The 17,720-nt window shown below is 67.7% G+C and carries 20 protein-coding genes; 15 read left to right on the forward strand and 5 right to left on the reverse strand.

Annotated elements, in window-relative coordinates; all coding sequences use genetic code 11:
- The first annotated feature begins 14 nt into the window (after window positions 1-14).
- A complete protein-coding gene (locus RHA1_RS32940) occupies window positions 15-473 on the forward strand; it encodes a flavodoxin family protein (RefSeq protein WP_009479998.1) in 459 nt (152 codons plus the stop codon).
- A 47-nt stretch (window positions 474-520) separates the two neighbouring features.
- Window positions 521-1,753, forward strand: a complete 1,233-nt coding sequence (locus RHA1_RS32945; protein ID WP_011598551.1) for a winged helix-turn-helix domain-containing protein — start codon at window positions 521-523, stop codon at window positions 1,751-1,753.
- Window positions 1,754-1,757: 4 nt separating this feature from the next.
- On the opposite strand, the gene RHA1_RS32950 is transcribed toward RHA1_RS32945, so the two are convergent.
- From RHA1_RS32950 to RHA1_RS32960, 3 genes are all read right to left on the reverse strand, one after another.
- Window positions 1,758-2,192 carry an SRPBCC family protein gene (locus RHA1_RS32950; protein ID WP_005240727.1) on the reverse strand — a complete coding sequence of 145 codons (435 nt, stop codon included), beginning with the start codon at window positions 2,190-2,192 and terminating at the stop codon, window positions 1,758-1,760.
- 102 nt (window positions 2,193-2,294) lie between these two features.
- Window positions 2,295-2,771, reverse strand: a complete 477-nt coding sequence (locus RHA1_RS32955) for a toxin-antitoxin system HicB family antitoxin (RefSeq protein ID WP_011598552.1) — start codon at window positions 2,769-2,771, stop codon at window positions 2,295-2,297.
- 27 nt (window positions 2,772-2,798) lie between these two features.
- Window positions 2,799-3,713, reverse strand: a complete 915-nt coding sequence (locus tag RHA1_RS32960) for a tyrosine-protein phosphatase (protein ID WP_011598553.1) — start codon at window positions 3,711-3,713, stop codon at window positions 2,799-2,801.
- A gap of 86 nt (window positions 3,714-3,799) precedes the next feature.
- Here RHA1_RS32960 and thyX point away from each other — a divergent pair, with 86 nt between their 5' ends.
- The 6 genes from thyX (at window position 3,800) to RHA1_RS32990 (ending at window position 11,998) form a co-directional block, all read left to right on the forward strand.
- On the forward strand, window positions 3,800-4,552 hold the full coding sequence (thyX, locus tag RHA1_RS32965; RefSeq protein ID WP_009480003.1) for an FAD-dependent thymidylate synthase: 753 nt from the start codon (window positions 3,800-3,802) through the stop codon (window positions 4,550-4,552).
- A 43-nt stretch (window positions 4,553-4,595) separates the two neighbouring features.
- Window positions 4,596-5,504, forward strand: coding sequence for a 4-hydroxy-tetrahydrodipicolinate synthase (gene dapA, locus RHA1_RS32970; RefSeq protein WP_005261164.1), 909 nt, complete (start codon window positions 4,596-4,598; stop codon window positions 5,502-5,504).
- The gene (locus RHA1_RS32975) at window positions 5,501-7,495 is read left to right on the forward strand and encodes an RNase J family beta-CASP ribonuclease (protein ID WP_011598554.1); all 1,995 of its coding nucleotides are present in this window, start codon (window positions 5,501-5,503) and stop codon (window positions 7,493-7,495) included. The genes dapA and RHA1_RS32975 overlap by 4 nt, the downstream gene beginning before the upstream one ends.
- Window positions 7,496-7,520: 25 nt before the next feature.
- On the forward strand, window positions 7,521-8,144 hold the full coding sequence (locus RHA1_RS32980; RefSeq protein WP_011598555.1) for a TIGR03085 family metal-binding protein: 624 nt from the start codon (window positions 7,521-7,523) through the stop codon (window positions 8,142-8,144).
- 80 nt (window positions 8,145-8,224) lie between these two features.
- Entirely contained in the window at window positions 8,225-10,804 is a 2,580-nt protein-coding gene (locus tag RHA1_RS32985; RefSeq protein WP_011598556.1) for a DNA translocase FtsK, read from the forward strand.
- A 210-nt stretch (window positions 10,805-11,014) separates the two neighbouring features.
- Window positions 11,015-11,998 carry a TerC family protein gene (locus RHA1_RS32990; protein ID WP_009480008.1) on the forward strand — a complete coding sequence of 328 codons (984 nt, stop codon included), beginning with the start codon at window positions 11,015-11,017 and terminating at the stop codon, window positions 11,996-11,998.
- A 42-nt stretch (window positions 11,999-12,040) separates the two neighbouring features.
- Here RHA1_RS32990 and RHA1_RS32995 read toward each other — a convergent pair whose 3' ends face one another.
- Together RHA1_RS32995 and RHA1_RS33000 are read right to left on the reverse strand one after the other, a co-directional pair.
- On the reverse strand, window positions 12,041-12,325 hold the full coding sequence (locus RHA1_RS32995; RefSeq protein WP_009480009.1) for a YciI family protein: 285 nt from the start codon (window positions 12,323-12,325) through the stop codon (window positions 12,041-12,043).
- A 73-nt stretch (window positions 12,326-12,398) separates the two neighbouring features.
- A complete protein-coding gene (locus RHA1_RS33000) occupies window positions 12,399-12,923 on the reverse strand; it encodes an amino-acid N-acetyltransferase (RefSeq protein ID WP_005240737.1) in 525 nt (174 codons plus the stop codon).
- A 117-nt stretch (window positions 12,924-13,040) separates the two neighbouring features.
- On the opposite strand from RHA1_RS33000, the gene pgsA reads away from it, so the two are divergent.
- The 7 genes from pgsA to RHA1_RS33035 all read left to right on the forward strand — a co-directional run bounded on the left by pgsA (window position 13,041) and on the right by RHA1_RS33035 (window position 17,587).
- Window positions 13,041-13,703, forward strand: coding sequence for a CDP-diacylglycerol--glycerol-3-phosphate 3-phosphatidyltransferase (gene pgsA, locus RHA1_RS33005; RefSeq protein ID WP_016880118.1), 663 nt, complete (start codon window positions 13,041-13,043; stop codon window positions 13,701-13,703).
- The gene (locus RHA1_RS33010; protein ID WP_011598557.1) at window positions 13,700-14,200 is read left to right on the forward strand and encodes a CinA family protein; all 501 of its coding nucleotides are present in this window, start codon (window positions 13,700-13,702) and stop codon (window positions 14,198-14,200) included. Before pgsA ends, RHA1_RS33010 begins: the two co-directional genes overlap by 4 nt.
- Before the next feature lie 71 nt (window positions 14,201-14,271).
- Complete coding sequence (locus RHA1_RS33015; protein ID WP_009480013.1) at window positions 14,272-14,658, forward strand: helix-turn-helix domain-containing protein; 387 nt, start codon at window positions 14,272-14,274, stop codon at window positions 14,656-14,658.
- 157 nt (window positions 14,659-14,815) lie between these two features.
- Window positions 14,816-15,643 (forward strand): PspA/IM30 family protein, encoded by an 828-nt coding sequence (locus RHA1_RS33020; protein WP_011598558.1) that lies wholly within the window; start codon window positions 14,816-14,818, stop codon window positions 15,641-15,643.
- A 15-nt stretch (window positions 15,644-15,658) separates the two neighbouring features.
- Complete coding sequence (gene pspM, locus RHA1_RS33025) at window positions 15,659-16,489, forward strand: phage shock envelope stress response protein PspM (protein WP_011598559.1); 831 nt, start codon at window positions 15,659-15,661, stop codon at window positions 16,487-16,489.
- Window positions 16,490-16,677: 188 nt separating this feature from the next.
- Entirely contained in the window at window positions 16,678-16,854 is a 177-nt protein-coding gene (locus RHA1_RS50705; RefSeq protein WP_007296377.1) for a hypothetical protein, read from the forward strand.
- A 16-nt stretch (window positions 16,855-16,870) separates the two neighbouring features.
- The gene (locus RHA1_RS33035; RefSeq protein ID WP_009480016.1) at window positions 16,871-17,587 is read left to right on the forward strand and encodes a PIG-L deacetylase family protein; all 717 of its coding nucleotides are present in this window, start codon (window positions 16,871-16,873) and stop codon (window positions 17,585-17,587) included.
- Window positions 17,588-17,720: the final 133 nt, after the last annotated feature.

Below are 17,720 nucleotides of genomic sequence, written 5' to 3' on the forward strand. Positions count from 1 at the left end.
GTACGCTGACGACTGTGAAGTCACTACTCGTCGTCCACCACACGCCGTCGCCGGTGACCCGTGAGTGCCTCGAAGCCGTGCTGAAAGGCGCGCGCGATCCCGACATCGACGGCGTCGAGGTGAAGTCGATCCCCGCTCTCGGCGCAACCGTGCCCGACGTCCTGGCAGCCGACGGGTTCCTGTTCGGAACGTCCGCCAACTTCGGCTACATGTCCGGTGCGCTGAAGCATTTCTTCGACACCGTCTACTACCCGTGCCTCGACGCGGTCGCCGGCCGCCCCTACGGGCTCTGGGTGCACGGCAACAACGACACCGCCGGGGCCGTGACATCGGTGCAGAAGATCGTGACCGGGTTGGCACTCACGCAGGTGGCCGAGATCCTGGAACTGACCGGATCGCTCGACGCGAGCGCACGGGAGCGGTGCTACGAACTCGGTGCGACGGTCGCGGTGACGCTGGCCGAGGACGCCTGACGGTCGCGGCCGGGAGTTGTGTCGGTGGTTGATGGCAGGCTGCGGGCATGCGTGAGATGACCGCAGCCGCGGCCCGGAGATCGGCGCTCTGGGCGCAGGGGTTCGCCGACCGGAAACCGGCCGGGGCGCCGACGCGCAGGCACGTCCGTTCGGTCCTCGACCGGGTGCGGCTGTTCCAGATCGACTCGGTGTCGGTGGCGGTGCGCGCCCACTACGTCCCGCTGTTCAGCCGTCTCGGTGTCTACGACCGCGGGCTGGTCGATTCGGCGGCGTGGTCGCATTCCGCCCGCGCACCCCGGATGCTGGCGGAGTACTGGGCCCATGAGGCGGCGTTCATCCCCGTCGAGGACTGGCCGCTGATGCGCTGGCGGATGCACCGGTACCGGCACGGTCGCTGGTCCGGTGAATCCCGCGTACTCGACCGCAGTCCCACGCTCGCCGCCGACGTGCTCGACGTGATCGGCGCCGTCGGTGCGTGCAGCGCGAGCGACGTGGAGAAACACCTCGAGGTCGACCGGCCGGACCGCAAGGGGCCGTGGTGGGATCGCAGCGACACCAAAGTGGTGTGCGAGCAACTGTTCGCGTCCGGTGCGCTGGCGGTGGACAAGCGGGTCGCCTTCACCCGTCACTACGACCTGAGTGAACGGGTGCTGCCGAAAGCGATACTCGCCGAGGAAGTCTCGGAGGAGGACGCCGTCCGCGGCCTCGTGCAGCGGTCCGCGCGGGCCCTCGGTGTGGCCACCGAACCCGATCTCCGTGACTACTACCGACTGTCGCCGGCGCAGACCGCCTCGGCCATCGGGGAACTCGTCGAGGACGGGGTGCTGGAACGGGTGGGAGTCCGCGGCTGGGATGCGCCGGCATTCGTTCACCGCGACGTCCGGGTTCCCCGGAAGGTGGAGGGGTCGGCGCTGTTGTGCCCGTTCGATCCGCTGGTCTTCTGCCGTCCCCGGACCGAGCGGATATTCGACTTCCGGTACCGCCTCGAGATCTATACCCCCGCGCACAAACGTGTCCACGGGTACTACGTCTATCCGTTCCTGCTGAACGGTGAACTGGTCGCGAGGGTCGATCTCAAGGCCGACCGTGCGTCGGGAACGCTCGCGGTGCGATCTGCGTTCGTGGAACCCGACCGGAATCCGGGGCGTGTGGTGGAGGCGCTGCTCCCGGAACTGCGAAGAATGGCAACGTGGTTGGGTCTGGACGACATCCGGGTGGACGATCGCGGCAACCTCGGTGCTCTCCTCGCGGCCGCGGCGGCGCGGCCGCGAGGAGAGTGAGGAACTACAGGCTCTCGACGAACTTCGTCAGGCCCTTGCTCGCGGTCTCGAGCGCCGTCTTCTGCGCCTTCTTCACGAGGAACCCGGGCAGCGGGATCTTCGGGTCGACCGTCAACTCGAACGTGACCTTGGTGCCTGCGCCGGACTCGGTGAGGACGTACGAGCCGTCCTGGGCGTTCTGCTGGCCGCTCTCGACGAGATGCCACGACACGGTGTCGTCGCCCTCGAACGTGTAGTCGACGACCTGCTCGTCGCTGATCCCGAGGATGGAGACGCTCATCCGGACTCGATGGGGGCGGCCGTCGTCGTGTGTGCTCTCGATGGTGACCGACTTGTGGGCCGAGGACCACTCGGGCAGGCGATCCACCGCAGCGATCGCGGCCATCACCGTGGCCGGATCGGCCTTGATCTCGAATTCCTTGACGCCGGAAACGGCCATGTTCTTCGCTCCTTCGAGCCCGTGGCGACTCTCACCGTGTGGCTGATGCGACGTAATTACATCACCGCCGCCGACGGGCGTGTGGAGTGAGTATGCCGGTGCTCAGAAATTGTCTCTGCCGCTGCGGCGCATCTGGTCCTTGAGTGCGCCCTGGACCGCCTGCGACACCCAGGAATTGAGCGACACCCCGTTCTGCGAGGCGGCCTCCTCGGCCTTCGACTTGATCTGATCCATCAGGCGCAGAGTGACGCGGCTGATGTCACCGGTGACGTCATCGAAGGCGGCACCGATGTCCTCGGCTGTGGTCGTTCCGTCCCCGTCCGGCCCGGGCGCGGTGGGGGTGCGATGCACGTCGACCGCGACCTCGCTGCCGTTCAGACGCACACCGACGGTGCGATTACCCAGCTCGGACGACACTTCACCCGCGAAATCGGTGAGCGCCGAGAGCAGGAGGAGCCGGGCGGCGGGTTCGACCGCGGCGGCGAGCGCCGACGCGGTCGCCCGCGTCTGCTCGTCGCCGAGTGCGGCTGCCGCATTCAGGTCGTCTTGCAGCCGGGAGACGTAGTTGCCGAGGTCCATGACGCCAGCATGGCGTCATAAGTGACGTCAGTCAAGCAGTCGTGACTTCAGCTGGGCGATGTCTCCCTCGGACAACTTCAACCCCTCCGACACGTAGGCGTCGAAGCTGCCGTAGGTGGCGACGGCCGTGTCGAACGCGATGTCGAGCCACGCCTGGTCGACGCCGTCCAGTCCGGGATGCTCCGGATCGGCGCCGCGGTAGGTGTTGCTGAGCAGATAGTCCGCTCTCACCGTGTCCCGCGGAACCCCGAGGACGGTGAGCAGCACGGCCGTCGTCCAGCCGGTGCGGTCCTTGCCTGCGCTGCAGTGGTAGATCACGGCGCCGTCGGCCGCTGCGATGTCGTGCAGAACCGCCGAGAACGCCTCGTTCGCACCCGGTCCCGTCACGAAGGCGCGGTAGGCGGCGGGCATGTCGACCAGAGTGGTGATCGGTGACTGCCCGAGCACGTCGTACCAGTTCCCGGCTGCTCCGGCCGGAAGCCGGTCCGGCGCGAGCGCCCGCTCGAACGTCGTGCGGAGGTCGTCGACGATCGTCACATTCGACGCGTCGAGTTGCGCGAGGTCGCGCGGGGTCAGCCTGTCCAGCGCGTCCGTGCGGAACACCAGACCGGAGCGGACGACGGCACCGTCTGCCGTCGGGTATCCACCGATGTCACGGGCGTTTCGGGCACCCTCGAGCCCGAGTGAGCGCTGCGCCGTCACGGGCTGTGCCGGACTACCGGCGACCGACGGTCCCGTCGCGGGCGGTCCGGCGAACGCCGGGGGAGCGGCCCCGAGAACCGCTGTCCCGAGAACTGCGATCACGACGGCGTGCGCGGCCGGTCCGGTACTGCACAGGAAGTCTCCCTCGCGAATCTGCGGCGCCACCGAAAGTGTGGGCGAGTCGAGACTGACACGCGCGGGTGAACGCACGGGAACCGGGCCGTTGCCGGAACGGGGCACGCCGAGACCCCGATCACCGCTGCGACTAGGGTCGATGCATTCAGGAGGGACTCCCCACCAGGGAGTTCGGTAGGAGGAACAGCGCAGTGCCGCAGACCGTGCCGCTCAGGGTGCAACTCGTCGCGAAGACGGAGTTCTTTCCGCCGGCGGACATTCCGTGGGAGACCGACGCCGACGGCGGCGAAGCGCTGGCGGAGTTCGCGGGCCGGGCGTGCTACCAGAGCTGGTCCAAACCCAACCCCCGCACCGCGACGAACGCCGGATATCTGCGCCATCTGCTTGAGGTCGGGCACGAGTCGGTCCTCGAACACGGCACGGTCAGCTTCTACATCACCGGCATCTCCCGGTCCTGCACCCACGAGTTGATCCGGCACCGCCACTTCTCCTACTCGCAGCTGTCGCAGCGCTTCGTGCGCGAGAACGACGGCAACGTCGTCGTCCCCCCCGCGATCGCGGGCGACCCGGAACTCGAGGAGCTGTTCGCGAAGGCCACCGACGCGAGCCGGGCGGCGTACGGCGAACTCCTCGAGGCACTCGAAACGAAACTGGCGGACACCTCCAGCGTGCCGCTGCGCAACAAGCAGGCGAGGCAGGCGGCGAGGGCCGTCCTGCCCAACGCCACGGAGACCCGCGTGGTGGTCACCGGCAATTACCGGGCGTGGCGGCACTTCGTCTCGATGCGCGCCACCGAGCACGCCGACGTGGAGATTCGCCGCGTCGCGGTCGAGTGCCTGAGGCAGCTGCAGGCGGCAGCGCCGAATGTCTTCGGCGACTTCGAGGTACTGGTCTGGGGTGACGGCACGGAGGTGGCGCGGAGCACGTTTTCCGCCGACGCGTGACTGGTGTGCAAAAGTACCTGGGTCACCGGGTAGCCTTCTGACCATGACCTACGGTGATTCCGCTTCTCCCGTCGAGCGCCCGTTCGGCACCGTGTCCACAGCGATGGTGACGCCGTTCACCTCGGACGGAAAGCTGGACGTCGACGCCGGTGTCCGCCTCGCGGCGTACCTCGTCGACAACGGGTGCGACTCCCTCGTCCTCGCCGGTACGACCGGTGAGTCGCCGACGACCACCGAGAATGAGAAGCTCGAGCTGCTCCGGGCAGTGATCGACGCGGTGGGCAACCGCGCGAAGATCATCGCCGGCGCGGGCAGCAACGACACCGCGCACAGTGTCGAACTCGCCCGTGACGCCGCCCGCGCGGGCGCGCAGGGCCTCCTCGTCGTCACCCCCTACTACTCGCGTCCGCCGCAGGCCGGATTGTTCGCCCATTTCACCGCCGTCGCCAACGCCACCGACCTTCCGGTCATGCTCTACGACATTCCACCCCGCTCCGTGGTCCCCATCGAGACCGAGACCATCCGGCGCCTCGCCGAGAACCCGCGCATCGTCGCGGTCAAGGACGCCAAGGGCGACCTCAACGCAGGCGCCGAGTTGATCGGCACGACGGACCTCCAGTTCTACTCGGGTGACGATCCACTCAACCTGCCGTGGTTGTCGGTGGGCGCAACGGGATTCGTCAGCGTCATCGGGCACCTCGTGCCCGGCCGGTTGCGCGAACTGCACACGGCGTTTGCGGCCGGAGACATCGCCCGCGCCCGCGCGATCAACCTCAGCCTGATCCCGGTCATCCGCTCGGTGGCGCGTCTCGGCGGCGTCAGCGCGTCGAAGGCGGGTCTGCGCCTGATCGGCCTGGACGTCGGCGAACCCCGGTTGCCGCAGGTGGCACCCACCCACGATCAGCTCGACCTGTTGGCCGCCGATCTGCACGCTGCGGGGGTGCTCGCGTGACCCGACCGCCTCGTCGTCGCAGTGCCAGCCGTCAGGCCGGTCCCCCTTCCCCCACCGCAAGCGAGCCGCCGAAGTCGGCGCCCCCGGCCATCGTGCCGCCGGTTGTCGCCGAGCCGCCGAAGTCGGCGCCCGTCGTCGCCGACCAGCCGTCGGCTCCGAAGTCGGAGCAGGCCAAGTCTGCGCCCGTGAAGACCTCCTCCACGAAGGGCGGCGCCGCCAACAAGTCGTCGTCCCGCTCCGGCAGGCGCGGAGGCGGCAACAAGCGTCAGGACACGCGGCCGGCGTCGGTCGATCCGACAGCCCGGCTCGGTGCCCCGCCGAAGGCTCCGTTCAAGGGTCTGCGGGTGGTGGCTCTCGGCGGCATCGGCGAGATCGGTCGCAACATGACCGTCTTCGAGCACCAGGGCAAGCTGCTCATCGTCGACTGCGGTGTGCTGTTCCCAGAAGACCAGCAGCCGGGTGTCGACCTGATCCTCCCGGACTTCCGGCACATCGAGGACCGGATGGCCGACGTCGAGGCAGTGGTCCTCACGCACGGCCACGAGGACCACATCGGTGCCATCCCGTTCCTGCTGCGCCTGCGGCCGGATCTGCCCGTGGTGGGTTCGCGGTTCACGCTCGCGCTCGTCGCTGCCAAGTGCCGTGAGCACCGCCAGCGCCCCAACCTCGTCGAGGTCGTCGAGGGGCAGCGCACCGATCACGGTCCGTTCCAGTGCGAGTACTTCGCCGTCAACCACTCGATCCCCGACGCCATCGCCGTCGCGATCCGGACCGACGCCGGCGTCGTGCTGCACACCGGTGACATCAAGCTCGACCAGCTCCCGCTCGACGGCAGGCTCACCGACCTCGCCGGCTTCTCCCGTCTCGGCGACGAGGGCGTCGACCTGTTCCTCGTCGACTCCACCAATGCGGAGGTGCCGGGATTCGTCACCCCCGAGCGTGAGATCGGGGGAGTGCTCGACAACGTCATCGGCAAGGCCAAACAGCGCGTGATCGTGGCCTCCTTCGCCAGCCACGTACACCGCATCCAGCAGGTGGTCGACGTCGCCCACCGGTACAACCGGCGGGTCGCGTTCGTGGGCCGGTCGATGGTCCGCAACATGCAGATCGCACAGGATCTCGGATACCTGACCGTGCCGGACGGCCTGGTGGTCGACATCGACACCGCGGCCAACCTGCCCGACGACCGGCTCGTCCTCATCTCCACGGGGTCGCAGGGTGAACCGCTGTCGGCGTTGTCGCGGATGGCCCGCGGTGAGCACCGGCAGATCAACATCCGGGCCAACGACCTCGTCGTGCTGGCGTCCTCGCTGATCCCGGGCAACGAGAACTCCGTGTTCGCCGTCGTCAACGGACTCGCCAAGCGCGGTGCCACCGTCGTCACCCAGCAGAGCGCGAAGGTGCACGTCTCCGGTCACGCGTCGGCGGGCGAGCTCCTGTACCTGTACAACGCGGTCCGGCCCACCAACGCCATGCCGGTCCACGGCGAATGGCGTCACCTGCGTGCCAACGCCGCTCTCGCGAAGGCCACCGGCGTGCCGGAGGACCGGATCGTGCTCGCCGAGGACGGCGTGGTGGTCGACATGGTCGACGGTCTCGCCGAGATCGTCGGGCAGGTTCCCGTCGGGCACGTCTACGTCGACGGACTGTCCGTCGGCGATGTCGGCGACTCCACGCTGTCGGACCGGCTGGTCCTGGGTGAGGGCGGGTTCATCGCCATCAACGTCGTCATCGACGACCACACCGGTCGTGCGGTCAGCACCCCCGAGGTGTCCGGACGCGGATTCTCCGACGACCCCACGGCCCTCAAGGATGCGGCTCAGCTGGTCGAGGCGGAACTCCTGCGACTGGCCACCGAGGGCATCAACGACGCTCACCGCATCGCCCAGGCGATCCGGCGCGTCGTCGGCAAATGGGTGGCGGACAAGTACCGTCGCCGGCCGATGATCGTCCCGACCGTCATCGCGGTGCCGTCGGCCGAGGGCAAGTAGTTCTCCGGCAGGTAGATTCGGTCGGGTGACCTTCGCCCGAGATGAACGCCTCGCCCTCGTCGACTCGATGGCCGAATTCGGTCCCGACGCCCCGACCCTCTGCGGGACGTGGACCAACCGGGACCTGGCCGCCCACCTGATCGTGCGCGAACGACGCCTCGACGCTGCCCCCGGCATCGTCGTGGGTCGGCTCGCCGGCTACACGGAACACGTCCAGAACGAGACGGCGAAACGTCCGTGGAGCCGCCTGCTGGACGAGGTCCGGTCGGGTCCGCCGATGTGGTCGCCGATGTACTGGGTGGACGCACAGGTGAACCTGGGGGAGATGTTCGTCCATCACGAGGACGTGCGCCGCGCCCACGACGGATGGGAACCGCGGGTCCTGCCCGGCAAACGCCAGGATGCGCTGTGGGGACTCGCACGCAAGGTCGGAAAGCTCGGCTACCGGCACTCCCCGGTGACGGTGGTGCTCGAGCGGCCGTCCGGAGAGCAGGCCACCGTGCGCAAGGCAGGCACCGGCCGGGTGATCCTGCGTGGTGAACCGTCGGAACTCGCCCTGCACGCGTTCGGCCGGGACCAGGTACGGATCGAGACCGATGGTGAGACCGCCGACATCGAGGCCGTGACCTCCCTCGACCGAGGGTTCTGAGGGCATTTCGCCGCAGGTCTCCCCGTGTTACGGGTGTTGCGGATGGTCCGGAAGGTGCCGTAGCGACTAATCTGAGAGCCATGGCAGGTAAGGCGAGCGCCCGCGGTTCGAGCACGACGACGTCCACGGCGAGGACGGGCGTGCGAGGCGGCTCGACCCCGTCCAAGCCGAAGTCCCGTACGACCCGGACGGTCAGCACTCCGCGTAAGTCCACCTCAAAGAAATCGTCTACATCCGGCCCCCTCAAGTCGGTGGGCAGGGGAATCGGTGCCGGCTGGTCGCTGATGGCCAAGGGCGTCGGGGTCACCACCCGCACCGTGGGCAAGGCAGCCGAGATCGAACAGGGCCACCGACGCGACGGCATCGCGCTCGGGCTGATCGCGATCAGCGTCGTGGTCGCCTGCGGAATCTGGTTCTCCGCGGGCGGTCCGGTGGGCGAGTGGCTTGAGACCGGAGTCCGTGCCGTGTTCGGTGGCGCGTCCGGCGTCCTGCCCCTGATCGGCGTCGCCGTCGCGGTGATCCTGATAAGGACCGAGCCGAAACCCGAGATCCGGCCGAGGCTGGTCCTGGGGTCGCTGCTGGTCGGTCTGCCCGCTCTCGGGCTCTGGCACATCGCGACCGGTTCGCCCACCGACGCCGAGGGCAGGACCCGCGGCGCCGGATTCGTCGGGTACGCGGCGGGAGGTCCGCTGACGGACGGCCTGACCGTATGGCTCGCCGCGCCGCTGCTGCTTATGGCGGCACTGTTCGGTGTGCTGTTGCTGACCGGAACCACGGTCCGGGAGGTGCCCGGCAAGCTGCAGTCGTACTTCGGGACGTCGTTCGGCCGCGACCACTACGCCGACTACGACAGCGAGTACTACGAGGACGGCGAATACGACCCCACGCTGTTCGACGCCGACGGCTACCCGGTCGACGACTACACGACCGGGGGCCGGGGTGTTCCGGCCGACAACTATCCCACTGACGAGTACGACGTCAGCGATACCGCGAAGACGGAGGTGCTCGGGCTGTGGGAGACCGAGCCCGCGACGGATCCCGTGCCGGCGCCTGCGCCGAAACCGGCGCGTGCCAAGGCCAAGCCGGTCGTCGCCCCCAAGCCGGAGCCCGAACCGGAACCGCTGCCCGACGTCGACAAGTTCGTGACCGACCGGGTGGTCGAGGGTGATTACACGCTGCCCCCGACGTCGCTGCTCATCGAGGGCGATCCGCCGAAGAAGCGCAGTTCCGCAAACGACGCGATGATCGAGGCCATCACCGAGGTCCTCGAGCAGTTCAAGATCGATGCGGCCGTCACCGGATTCACCCGCGGCCCGACCGTCACCCGCTACGAGGTGGAGCTCGGACCGGGTGTGAAGGTCGAGAAGATCACTGCGCTCGCCCGCAACATCGCCTACGCCGTCGCCACCGACAACGTGCGCCTGCTCGCGCCGATCCCTGGCAAGTCCGCGGTCGGCATCGAGGTCCCCAACTCCGACCGCGAGATGGTGCGCCTCGCCGACGTGCTCACCGCCCCGAGCACCCGCAAGGACCACCACCCGCTGGTGATCGGTCTCGGCAAGGACATCGAGGGCGACTTCGTCAGCGCCAACCTCGCGAAGATGCCGCACCTGCTCGTGGCCGGTTCCACCGGTTCCGGTAAGTCGAGCTTCGTGAACTCGATGCTGGTGTCGCTGCTGTCCCGTGCGACACCCGACGAAGTGCGGATGATCCTCATCGACCCCAAGATGGTGGAGTTGACGCCCTACGAGGGCATTCCGCACCTCATCACGCCCATCATCACCCAGCCGAAGAAGGCCGCGGCCGCGCTGGCCTGGCTGGTGGAGGAGATGGAACAGCGGTATCAGGACATGCAGGCCAACCGGGTGCGTCACATCGACGACTTCAACTCCAAGGTGAAGTCGGGTGAGATTACCGCGCCGCTCGGCAGCGAACGGGTCTACCGGCCGTATCCGTACATCCTCGCCATCGTCGACGAGCTCGCGGACCTCATGATGACCGCGCCGCGCGACGTCGAGGACGCGATCGTGCGGATCACCCAGAAGGCGCGCGCCGCCGGTATCCACCTGGTGCTGGCCACACAGAGGCCGTCGGTGGATGTCGTGACGGGTCTGATCAAGACCAATGTGCCGTCACGGCTCGCCTTCGCGACGTCGTCCCTGACCGACTCCCGGGTCATCCTGGACCAGCCCGGCGCCGAGAAGCTGATCGGTATGGGTGACGGGCTGTTCCTGCCGATGGGCGCAGGCAAGCCGACCCGCCTGCAGGGCGCGTTCATCACCGACGAAGAGATCTCCGCGGTCGTCGATTTCAGCAAGAATCAGGCGGAGCCGGAGTACACCGAGGGCGTCACCGCCGCCAAGGTCGGGGAGAAGAAGGACGTCGATCCCGACATCGGCGACGACATGGACGTGCTGCTGCAGGCGGTGGAACTCGTCGTCTCCAGCCAGTTCGGGTCCACGTCGATGCTGCAGCGCAAGCTGCGTGTCGGTTTCGCCAAGGCCGGCCGCCTGATGGACCTGATGGAGACCAGGGGAGTGGTGGGCCCCAGTGAGGGCTCGAAAGCCCGCGACGTGCTCATCAAGCCCGAGGAACTCGACGGTCTGCTGTGGTCGATCCGGGGCGGCGACCCGAGCGAGGCGCCGCCCGACCAGGAGTAGGGCGCGGTGCGCGTGTCCGAAATGGGCGATTCTCGCGCAGTGTGATTGAATGGTCACCGAATTGGAGGGGAGTATCCCCACCTCTGTGACAGCATCGTCAACACGATCGGCACCATTGCCGATCCGGGGCTGTCGGTCGCTCGGACACAGGGTTCCGGCGCGGCGGGAGAGACCTCCGGTACCCGCTAGGTCTACCGGAGGTCTGTGTTCATGCATGTGTCACCGCTGGTCTGGGTCATCACCTGTGTGGTGATTCTCGGACTGTTCGTCTTCGACTTCTTCGCGCACGTGCGCACACCGCACGCCCCCACGTTCCGTGAGTCGGCGTTCTGGTCGTCGGTCTACATCGGTATCGCGATCCTGTTCGGCCTGGTCGTGATGTGGTTGTGGGGAAGTCAGTACGGCGGCGAGTATTTCGCCGGTTACGTCACCGAGAAGGCGTTGTCCGTCGACAACCTCTTCGTATTCGTCATCATCATGGGAACATTCGCGGTGCCGCGGGAATACCAGCAGAAGGTACTGCTGATCGGCATCGTGATGGCGCTCGTGATGCGCGGAATCTTCATCGGCGTCGGGGCCGCGGCGATCAACGCCTACAGCTGGGTGTTCTACCTGTTCGGCGCGTTCCTCATCTACACCGCGTACACGTTGGTACGTGATCACGGGCACGAGAAAGAGGTGGAGGAGGAACGCGACAGCAAGATCGTCGCCGTCGCGAAGAAGATTCTCCCCACCACGGACACCTACGACGGCGACAAGCTCGTCACGCGGATCAACGGCAAGCGTGTCGTGACGCCGCTGCTGCTCGCGCTGGTCGCCATCGGATTCACCGACGTGCTGTTCGCACTCGACTCGATTCCCGCGATCTACGGACTCACCCAGGAGCCGTACCTGGTCTTCACGGCCAACGCGTTCGCGCTGATGGGTCTGCGTCAGCTGTACTTCCTCATCGGCGGCCTGCTGGACCGCCTGGTGTACCTGTCGTACGGCCTGTCGATCATTCTCGCGTTCATCGGCGTCAAGCTCGTGCTGCACGCCCTGCACGAGAACACGCTGGGCTTCGTCAACGGCGGCGAGCACGTGGCCGTGCCGGAGGTGTCGACGGTGTTCTCCCTCGCCGTCATCCTCGGTGTGCTGGCAGTGACCACCGTCGCCAGCCTTCTCAAGACGCGGAACACGACGCCGGCGCAGTAGTTCCGCCGGGCGTCGTGCTCGGGGTGTCCGGTGCTCGGCGAGTCAGGAACTGAATTCGCCGAGCACCGGAACCCATTCGACGATCCGCGAGGCGGCCACGAGTCCGTTGCGGGCGAACGGGTCGTGGGTGAAGAGCAGTTCCACGGTCTCCGCATCGGCGGCGTCGACGATGATGAATGCGCCGCTGCCGTCGGCGAAGGGGCCCGATGACACAACGGTCTTCCGCTCGGCGAGCTCACCGAGCCACGCGCGGTGGGCGGGGCGATGCTCGTCGCGTCCGGCGACGGTATCGGCCGAATACGTGTACTCCACTACGAACAGGGACATGTTCTCGCTCTCTCGGGACGGGTTCGTCGAACAAAAATGGGATCAGGGCACTTCTGTCTCACCCACTGAGACTTCAGAGGGTGAGAAGCATTCGGGTATTGCCGAGGGTGTTCGGCTTGACGTAGCTCAGATCGAGGAATTCGGCGACACCGGTGTCGTACGAGCGGCACATCTCGGCGTAGACCTCGGCGGTCACCGGTGTGCCGTCGATCTCGACGAATCCGTGCTTGCCGAAGAAGTCGACCTCGAACGTGAGAACGAAGAGACGCTCGAGTTCGAGTTCCCGCGCGACCTCGATCAACTTGGCCACCACGTGGTGTCCCGCACCCTGGCCCTTGGCCGACGGATCGACGGCGATCGTGCGCACCTCGCCGAGGTCGGCCCACAGCACGTGCATTGCGCCACAACCGATCACGTTGCCGTCGCGTTCGGCCACCCAGAACTCCTGGACGGATTCGTACAGGGTCACGAGGTTCTTCTCGAGCAGGATCTTGCCGGAGTAGATGTCGATCAGGCGCTTGATCTCGGGTACGTCGGAGGTTCGTGCTCGCCGCACGATCAGCTGATTGTCGGCGGTGTCCGGCGTCCGAGAAGTCATGTCGTGAACATTAGCCAACGGCCGTACCGATATTCTTAGGCACGTGCCGGTACGACCTACGAATCCTCCCCACTCCCCGCTGCGTCCCGGGGTGCAGTTCGACGCTGCGGTGCTGCGATGAGCACGCAGCGCGAGGATTGGACGGCCGCCGACCAACCGGCGGCCCCGGATCCATCGGTGGAACCCGCGAGTGAGACGGCCGTACCACTTCTGAACATCGCGAACATCCTGACGATTCTCCGGATCCTGCTGGTCCCGGTCTTCCTGGTCGTGCTGTTCGTCGGCGACGGACACTCGACGATGTGGCGCCTGATCGCCACCGGTGTGTTCGCGGTCGCGGCTATCACCGACCGGATCGACGGGCAACTCGCCCGCAAGTACGGCCTCGTCACCGATTTCGGCAAGCTCGCCGATCCCATCGCGGACAAGGCGCTGATCGGAGCGGCCCTCGTGGGCCTGTCGATTCTCGGAGACCTGCCCTGGTGGGTGACGGCGGTGATCGCGGTCCGGGAACTGGGCATCACGCTGCTCCGGTTCGCGGTCCTGCGCCACGCCGTCATCCCGGCAGGCAGGGGCGGCAAGCTCAAGACTCTCGTGCAGACGATCGCGATCGGCTATTATCTGCTGCCGCTGCCCGACGGGTTCGAGGTCGCCGGCTGGATTCTCATGGGTGCCGCCGTGCTGCTGACGGTGGTGACCGGGCTGGACTACGTCGTGCAGGCCGTCCGTCTACGGGCCGGGGTGCACAAGGTCGAGGCGAACGCGAGCACCGGGGCGTGACCGACCCGCTGGTGGACGGCACGCGGGCCGGTGACCTCGTCGCCGTGCTCACCGCCCGCGGCGAGACGGTGGCCACCGCGGAATCGCTCACCGCGGGACTGCTCACCGCGACGATCGCCGGAGTGCCCGGCGCCAGCAACGTGCTCCGCGGCGGGCTCGTCGTCTACGCCACCGACCTGAAGGCCACCCTCGCCGGGGTCGATCCCACGCGACTGGCGGCGGACGGGCCCGTCGCCGCGTCCACGGCGCGCGCACTCGCGGAGGGGGCCCGCGCCCGCTGCGGCGCCGACTGGGGCGTCGGCCTGACCGGTGTCGCCGGCCCCGACATGCAGGACGGACACCCGGTCGGCACCGTGTTCCTGAGCATTTCCGGGGCGTCCGGCACGACCGTCCGCGAGCTCGGATTGACCGGTGACCGGTGGCAGATCCGTAAATCTGCGGTTTCCGCCGCCGTGTCGGGACTCCTCGATCGTGTGCAGGAAACATCCGCAGGCTAAGGTCGGGAACCAATCGGTCCTGTTCGCGCGTTGAGATAGGCGAGACAGGTGACGGATGAAGGAGGAGCGAGATGGCGCTGCTATTGCGTGAGGCAATCGGTGACAGTCTTCGGCGTACGCGCGTTTCGCAGAGCCGGACCCTGCGTGAGGTCTCCAATAGTGCTCGTGTGAGCCTCGGGTACTTGTCCGAGGTCGAACGAGGGCGCAAGGAAGCCTCGAGTGAGCTCCTGGCGGCGATCTGCGACGCGTTGGAGGTCCCACTCTCCGATGTGCTCGTCGACGTCAGCGAATCGCTGTCCGACGGTTCTTCGGCCAAGCGTGCGGGCACCGAGCGGCATGCGGTCGAATCCGCGCCCGCCGAGGCTCCCGCCGCGAGCGCACGACCGGGTTCGACGACCATTGCCCGCGACACCCGGGTGGTCATCCCTGCACCTGCGCAGGCGCTGGCCGCCGCGTAGCAACGCCCGTGCCGAACCGATAGATTTCAGTTGACCGCCGATCTCGTGGGCGGTTGGTCAGACAGGCAGTCGGGGCGCAGCCCTTGTTCCGGTGCGTGACGGTCGCGTATCGGGTCGCGCATCGCGCGGCGCAACAGATGGAGGCAGGATCAAACCCATGGCTAATCCTTTCGTCAAGGGATGGAAGTACCTGATGGCGCTCTTCAATTCCAAGATCGATGAGAAGGCTGACCCCAAGGTTCAGATTCAGCAGGCGATCGAGGATGCGCAGCGCCAGCACCAGGCCCTGTCGCAGCAGGCCGCGTCTGTCATCGGCAACCAGCGCCAGCTCGAGATGAAGCTCAGCCGCCAGCTCGACGAGGTGGAGAAGCTCAACGCCAACGCCCGTCAGGCCGTCAACCTGGCCGACCAGGCCCAGGCCGCGGGCGACACCGAGAAGGCCATCCAGTACACCAACGCCGCCGAGGCATTCGCCGCCCAGCTCGTCACCGCCGAGCAGGGGGTCGAGGATCTGAAGGCGCTGCACGACCAGTCCCTGCAGGCCGCCGCGCAGGCGAAGAAGGCCGTGGAGCAGAACGCGATGGCTCTGCAGGCCAAGGTCGCGGAGCGCACCAAGCTGCTCAGCCAGCTGGAGCAGGCCAAGATGCAGGAACGCGTCAGCGAGTCGCTGCGCTCGATGGACAGCACCCTCTCGGCTCCCGGCAACACGCCCAGTCTCGACGCCGTGCGCGACAAGATCGAGCGCCGCTACGCCGACGCCCTCGGTTCCGCGGAGCTGGCACAGAACTCGGTGTCGGGCCGCATGATGGAGGTCCAGCAGGCGAGCATCCAGATGGCCGGGCACAGCAGGCTCGAGCAGATCCGGGCCTCGATGAAGGGCGACGCCCTGCCGTCCGGCGGTGCCGTCAACGCTCCGGCGACCCCCGCCAGCCCGAACCTCGACAAGCAGCCGCCGGCCGCGGGCCAGACCGGCGCCGCGCAGTAGCCGAACAGTATTCGCATGAGTTCCACCCGAGGTGGCCGACCTGGACGCGCAGTCCGGTCGGCCACTGTCGTGTCCGGGCTCGCGGGGATTCAGGGCGCGCTGCGCGACGCCGGCGAGTCCGTCGCGGACGCGGCGCAGCGGTGGCGTGACCCCCGGGAACGGCTGCTGCGGAAGAAGCGGCGCGCCCGGCGCCGCGCCAAGCGCTACGGCATCGTGTCCGGATCCTCGGCCACCGGCGCCGCGGGTCTCGCCCTGATGGCCGCACCGGAGTGGTCGCTGCTGATGGCCGGTGGCGGCGCAGTCGTGTTCGCGGTCCCCGCGGTGCTGGCGGTCAGCCGGTTCCGCAAGCTCGACGCCGTGACGTTGCCACTGGGCCTGCCTGCCCGTCGGGTGCTTCCGGGGCCGTCCTCGGCCGCCCGGGAGCCGATGGAGCGACTCGTGCACAGCGAACGGGCACTGCACGGCATCCTCGGTGTGCTGTCCCGGTCCGGGAGCATCAGCGGCGAGGACATCGAGGACACCCATTCCACTGCCCGCTCCGCGGGGGCAGCCCTCCAGGCGGTCGCCCTCGACATCACGTCCATGGAGGACGCCGCCCGGGGGAGCCGGGCCGCGGCCGCATCGCTCCACCGGGCGATCGCCTCCGCCGCCGCGCAGCTCGACGACGGCGTCGACCAGTTCGAAGAACTGGTGGCCGCGGCCGCCGAGGTCGCCGTTCCCGGAACGACGAGTGCCGTCGGCGAACTGGCGTACGAGCGTGCTGAACTGGTGTCGGCGACGGAAAAGCTCACCGGCCTCGCGGTGGCTCTCGGCGAGATCGACGACATCGTGCGCCGCTACCGCTGATGTCGTCCGAACCGTCCGGCGACTTCCGGTACATCGTGTGGGGGAGAACCCTGATCTTTCCCTGATCTTTACGCTGACCTGGTGATTTACTCGCTCCGCCGTGCCACGCTGGTGTGCGTACCCGATAAGTGGGGTCGACCAGATGTCGGGCGCAGAAATCGATCGGGGAGACGTCAGTGGAGGAAATCATGTTCTGGAAGATTGTTCTGGCGGTCGCGGCGATCTGGATCGCATTGGCGGTCGTCGGTGCCCTCGTCAAGGGTCTGTTCTGGATTCTCGTGGTCAGCGCCGTGGTGTTCGGCGTGTACCTGTTAATCAAGGCGATGTCCGGATCCGGCGAGAAATCGGACATCACCCGGAGCTGACAGGCATGCTCTACCCATGGAACCGGTACCCGAGGACTGGCATCGTGGGCTCGTCGTCGTCGCGCACCCCGACGACATCGAATACGGCGCAGCGGCTGCCGTAGCGCGCTGGACCGAGCAGGGCAAGGACATCCGCTACGTGCTCGCCACGCGCGGGGAGGCGGGGATCGCGGGCCTGCACCCTACCGAGTCGGGCCCGCTGCGGGAGGCGGAGGAGCGACGTTCCGCGGCCGTGGTGGGAGTGACCGACGTCGAGTTCCTCGGGTACCCCGACGGCACTCTCGTGGAGAGTCTCGCACTCCGCCGCGACCTCGCGACGGCGATCCGTCGTCATCGCCCGGATCTCGTGGTGACGGCCAACTTCGCGGACACGTGGGGACCCGGCCAGCTGAACAGTGCGGACCACCGCGCACTCGGCCGTTCCGTTCTCGACGCCACCGCGGATGCCGCGAACGAATGGATCTTTCCCGAGCTGGGGGAGTCGGGGCTGCCGCCGTGGCGCGGTGTCCGCTGGGTCGCCGTCAACACGATGACACCCACTCACGCGGTGGATGTCACCCACACGGTGGATCGGGCAGTGCTCTCGCTGGCCGAGCACGTCCGCTACCTCGAGGCGCTGAGCGACGTACCGGTGGGGCAGCAGGCGAGGGCGCAGGTCGAGATGGTGACCGGACCGCAACCGGGATTCGACGCCGAACGCGCGGTGGGATTCGAGCTCTATTACTTCGGCTGAGGCCGCGAGCGAGCACGATCGTGCCGGTCCTCCGGCCTACCTGACTAGAATCGGACTCGGACGGAATACCGAAGTTACCCGAATTAGCGAGGGGTCACCTCAACGTTCATCCGACGTGTCGGCCCTTCCTGTC

This window comes from Rhodococcus jostii RHA1 (assembly GCF_000014565.1).
Lineage (GTDB): Bacteria > Actinomycetota > Actinomycetes > Mycobacteriales > Mycobacteriaceae > Rhodococcus_F > Rhodococcus_F jostii_A.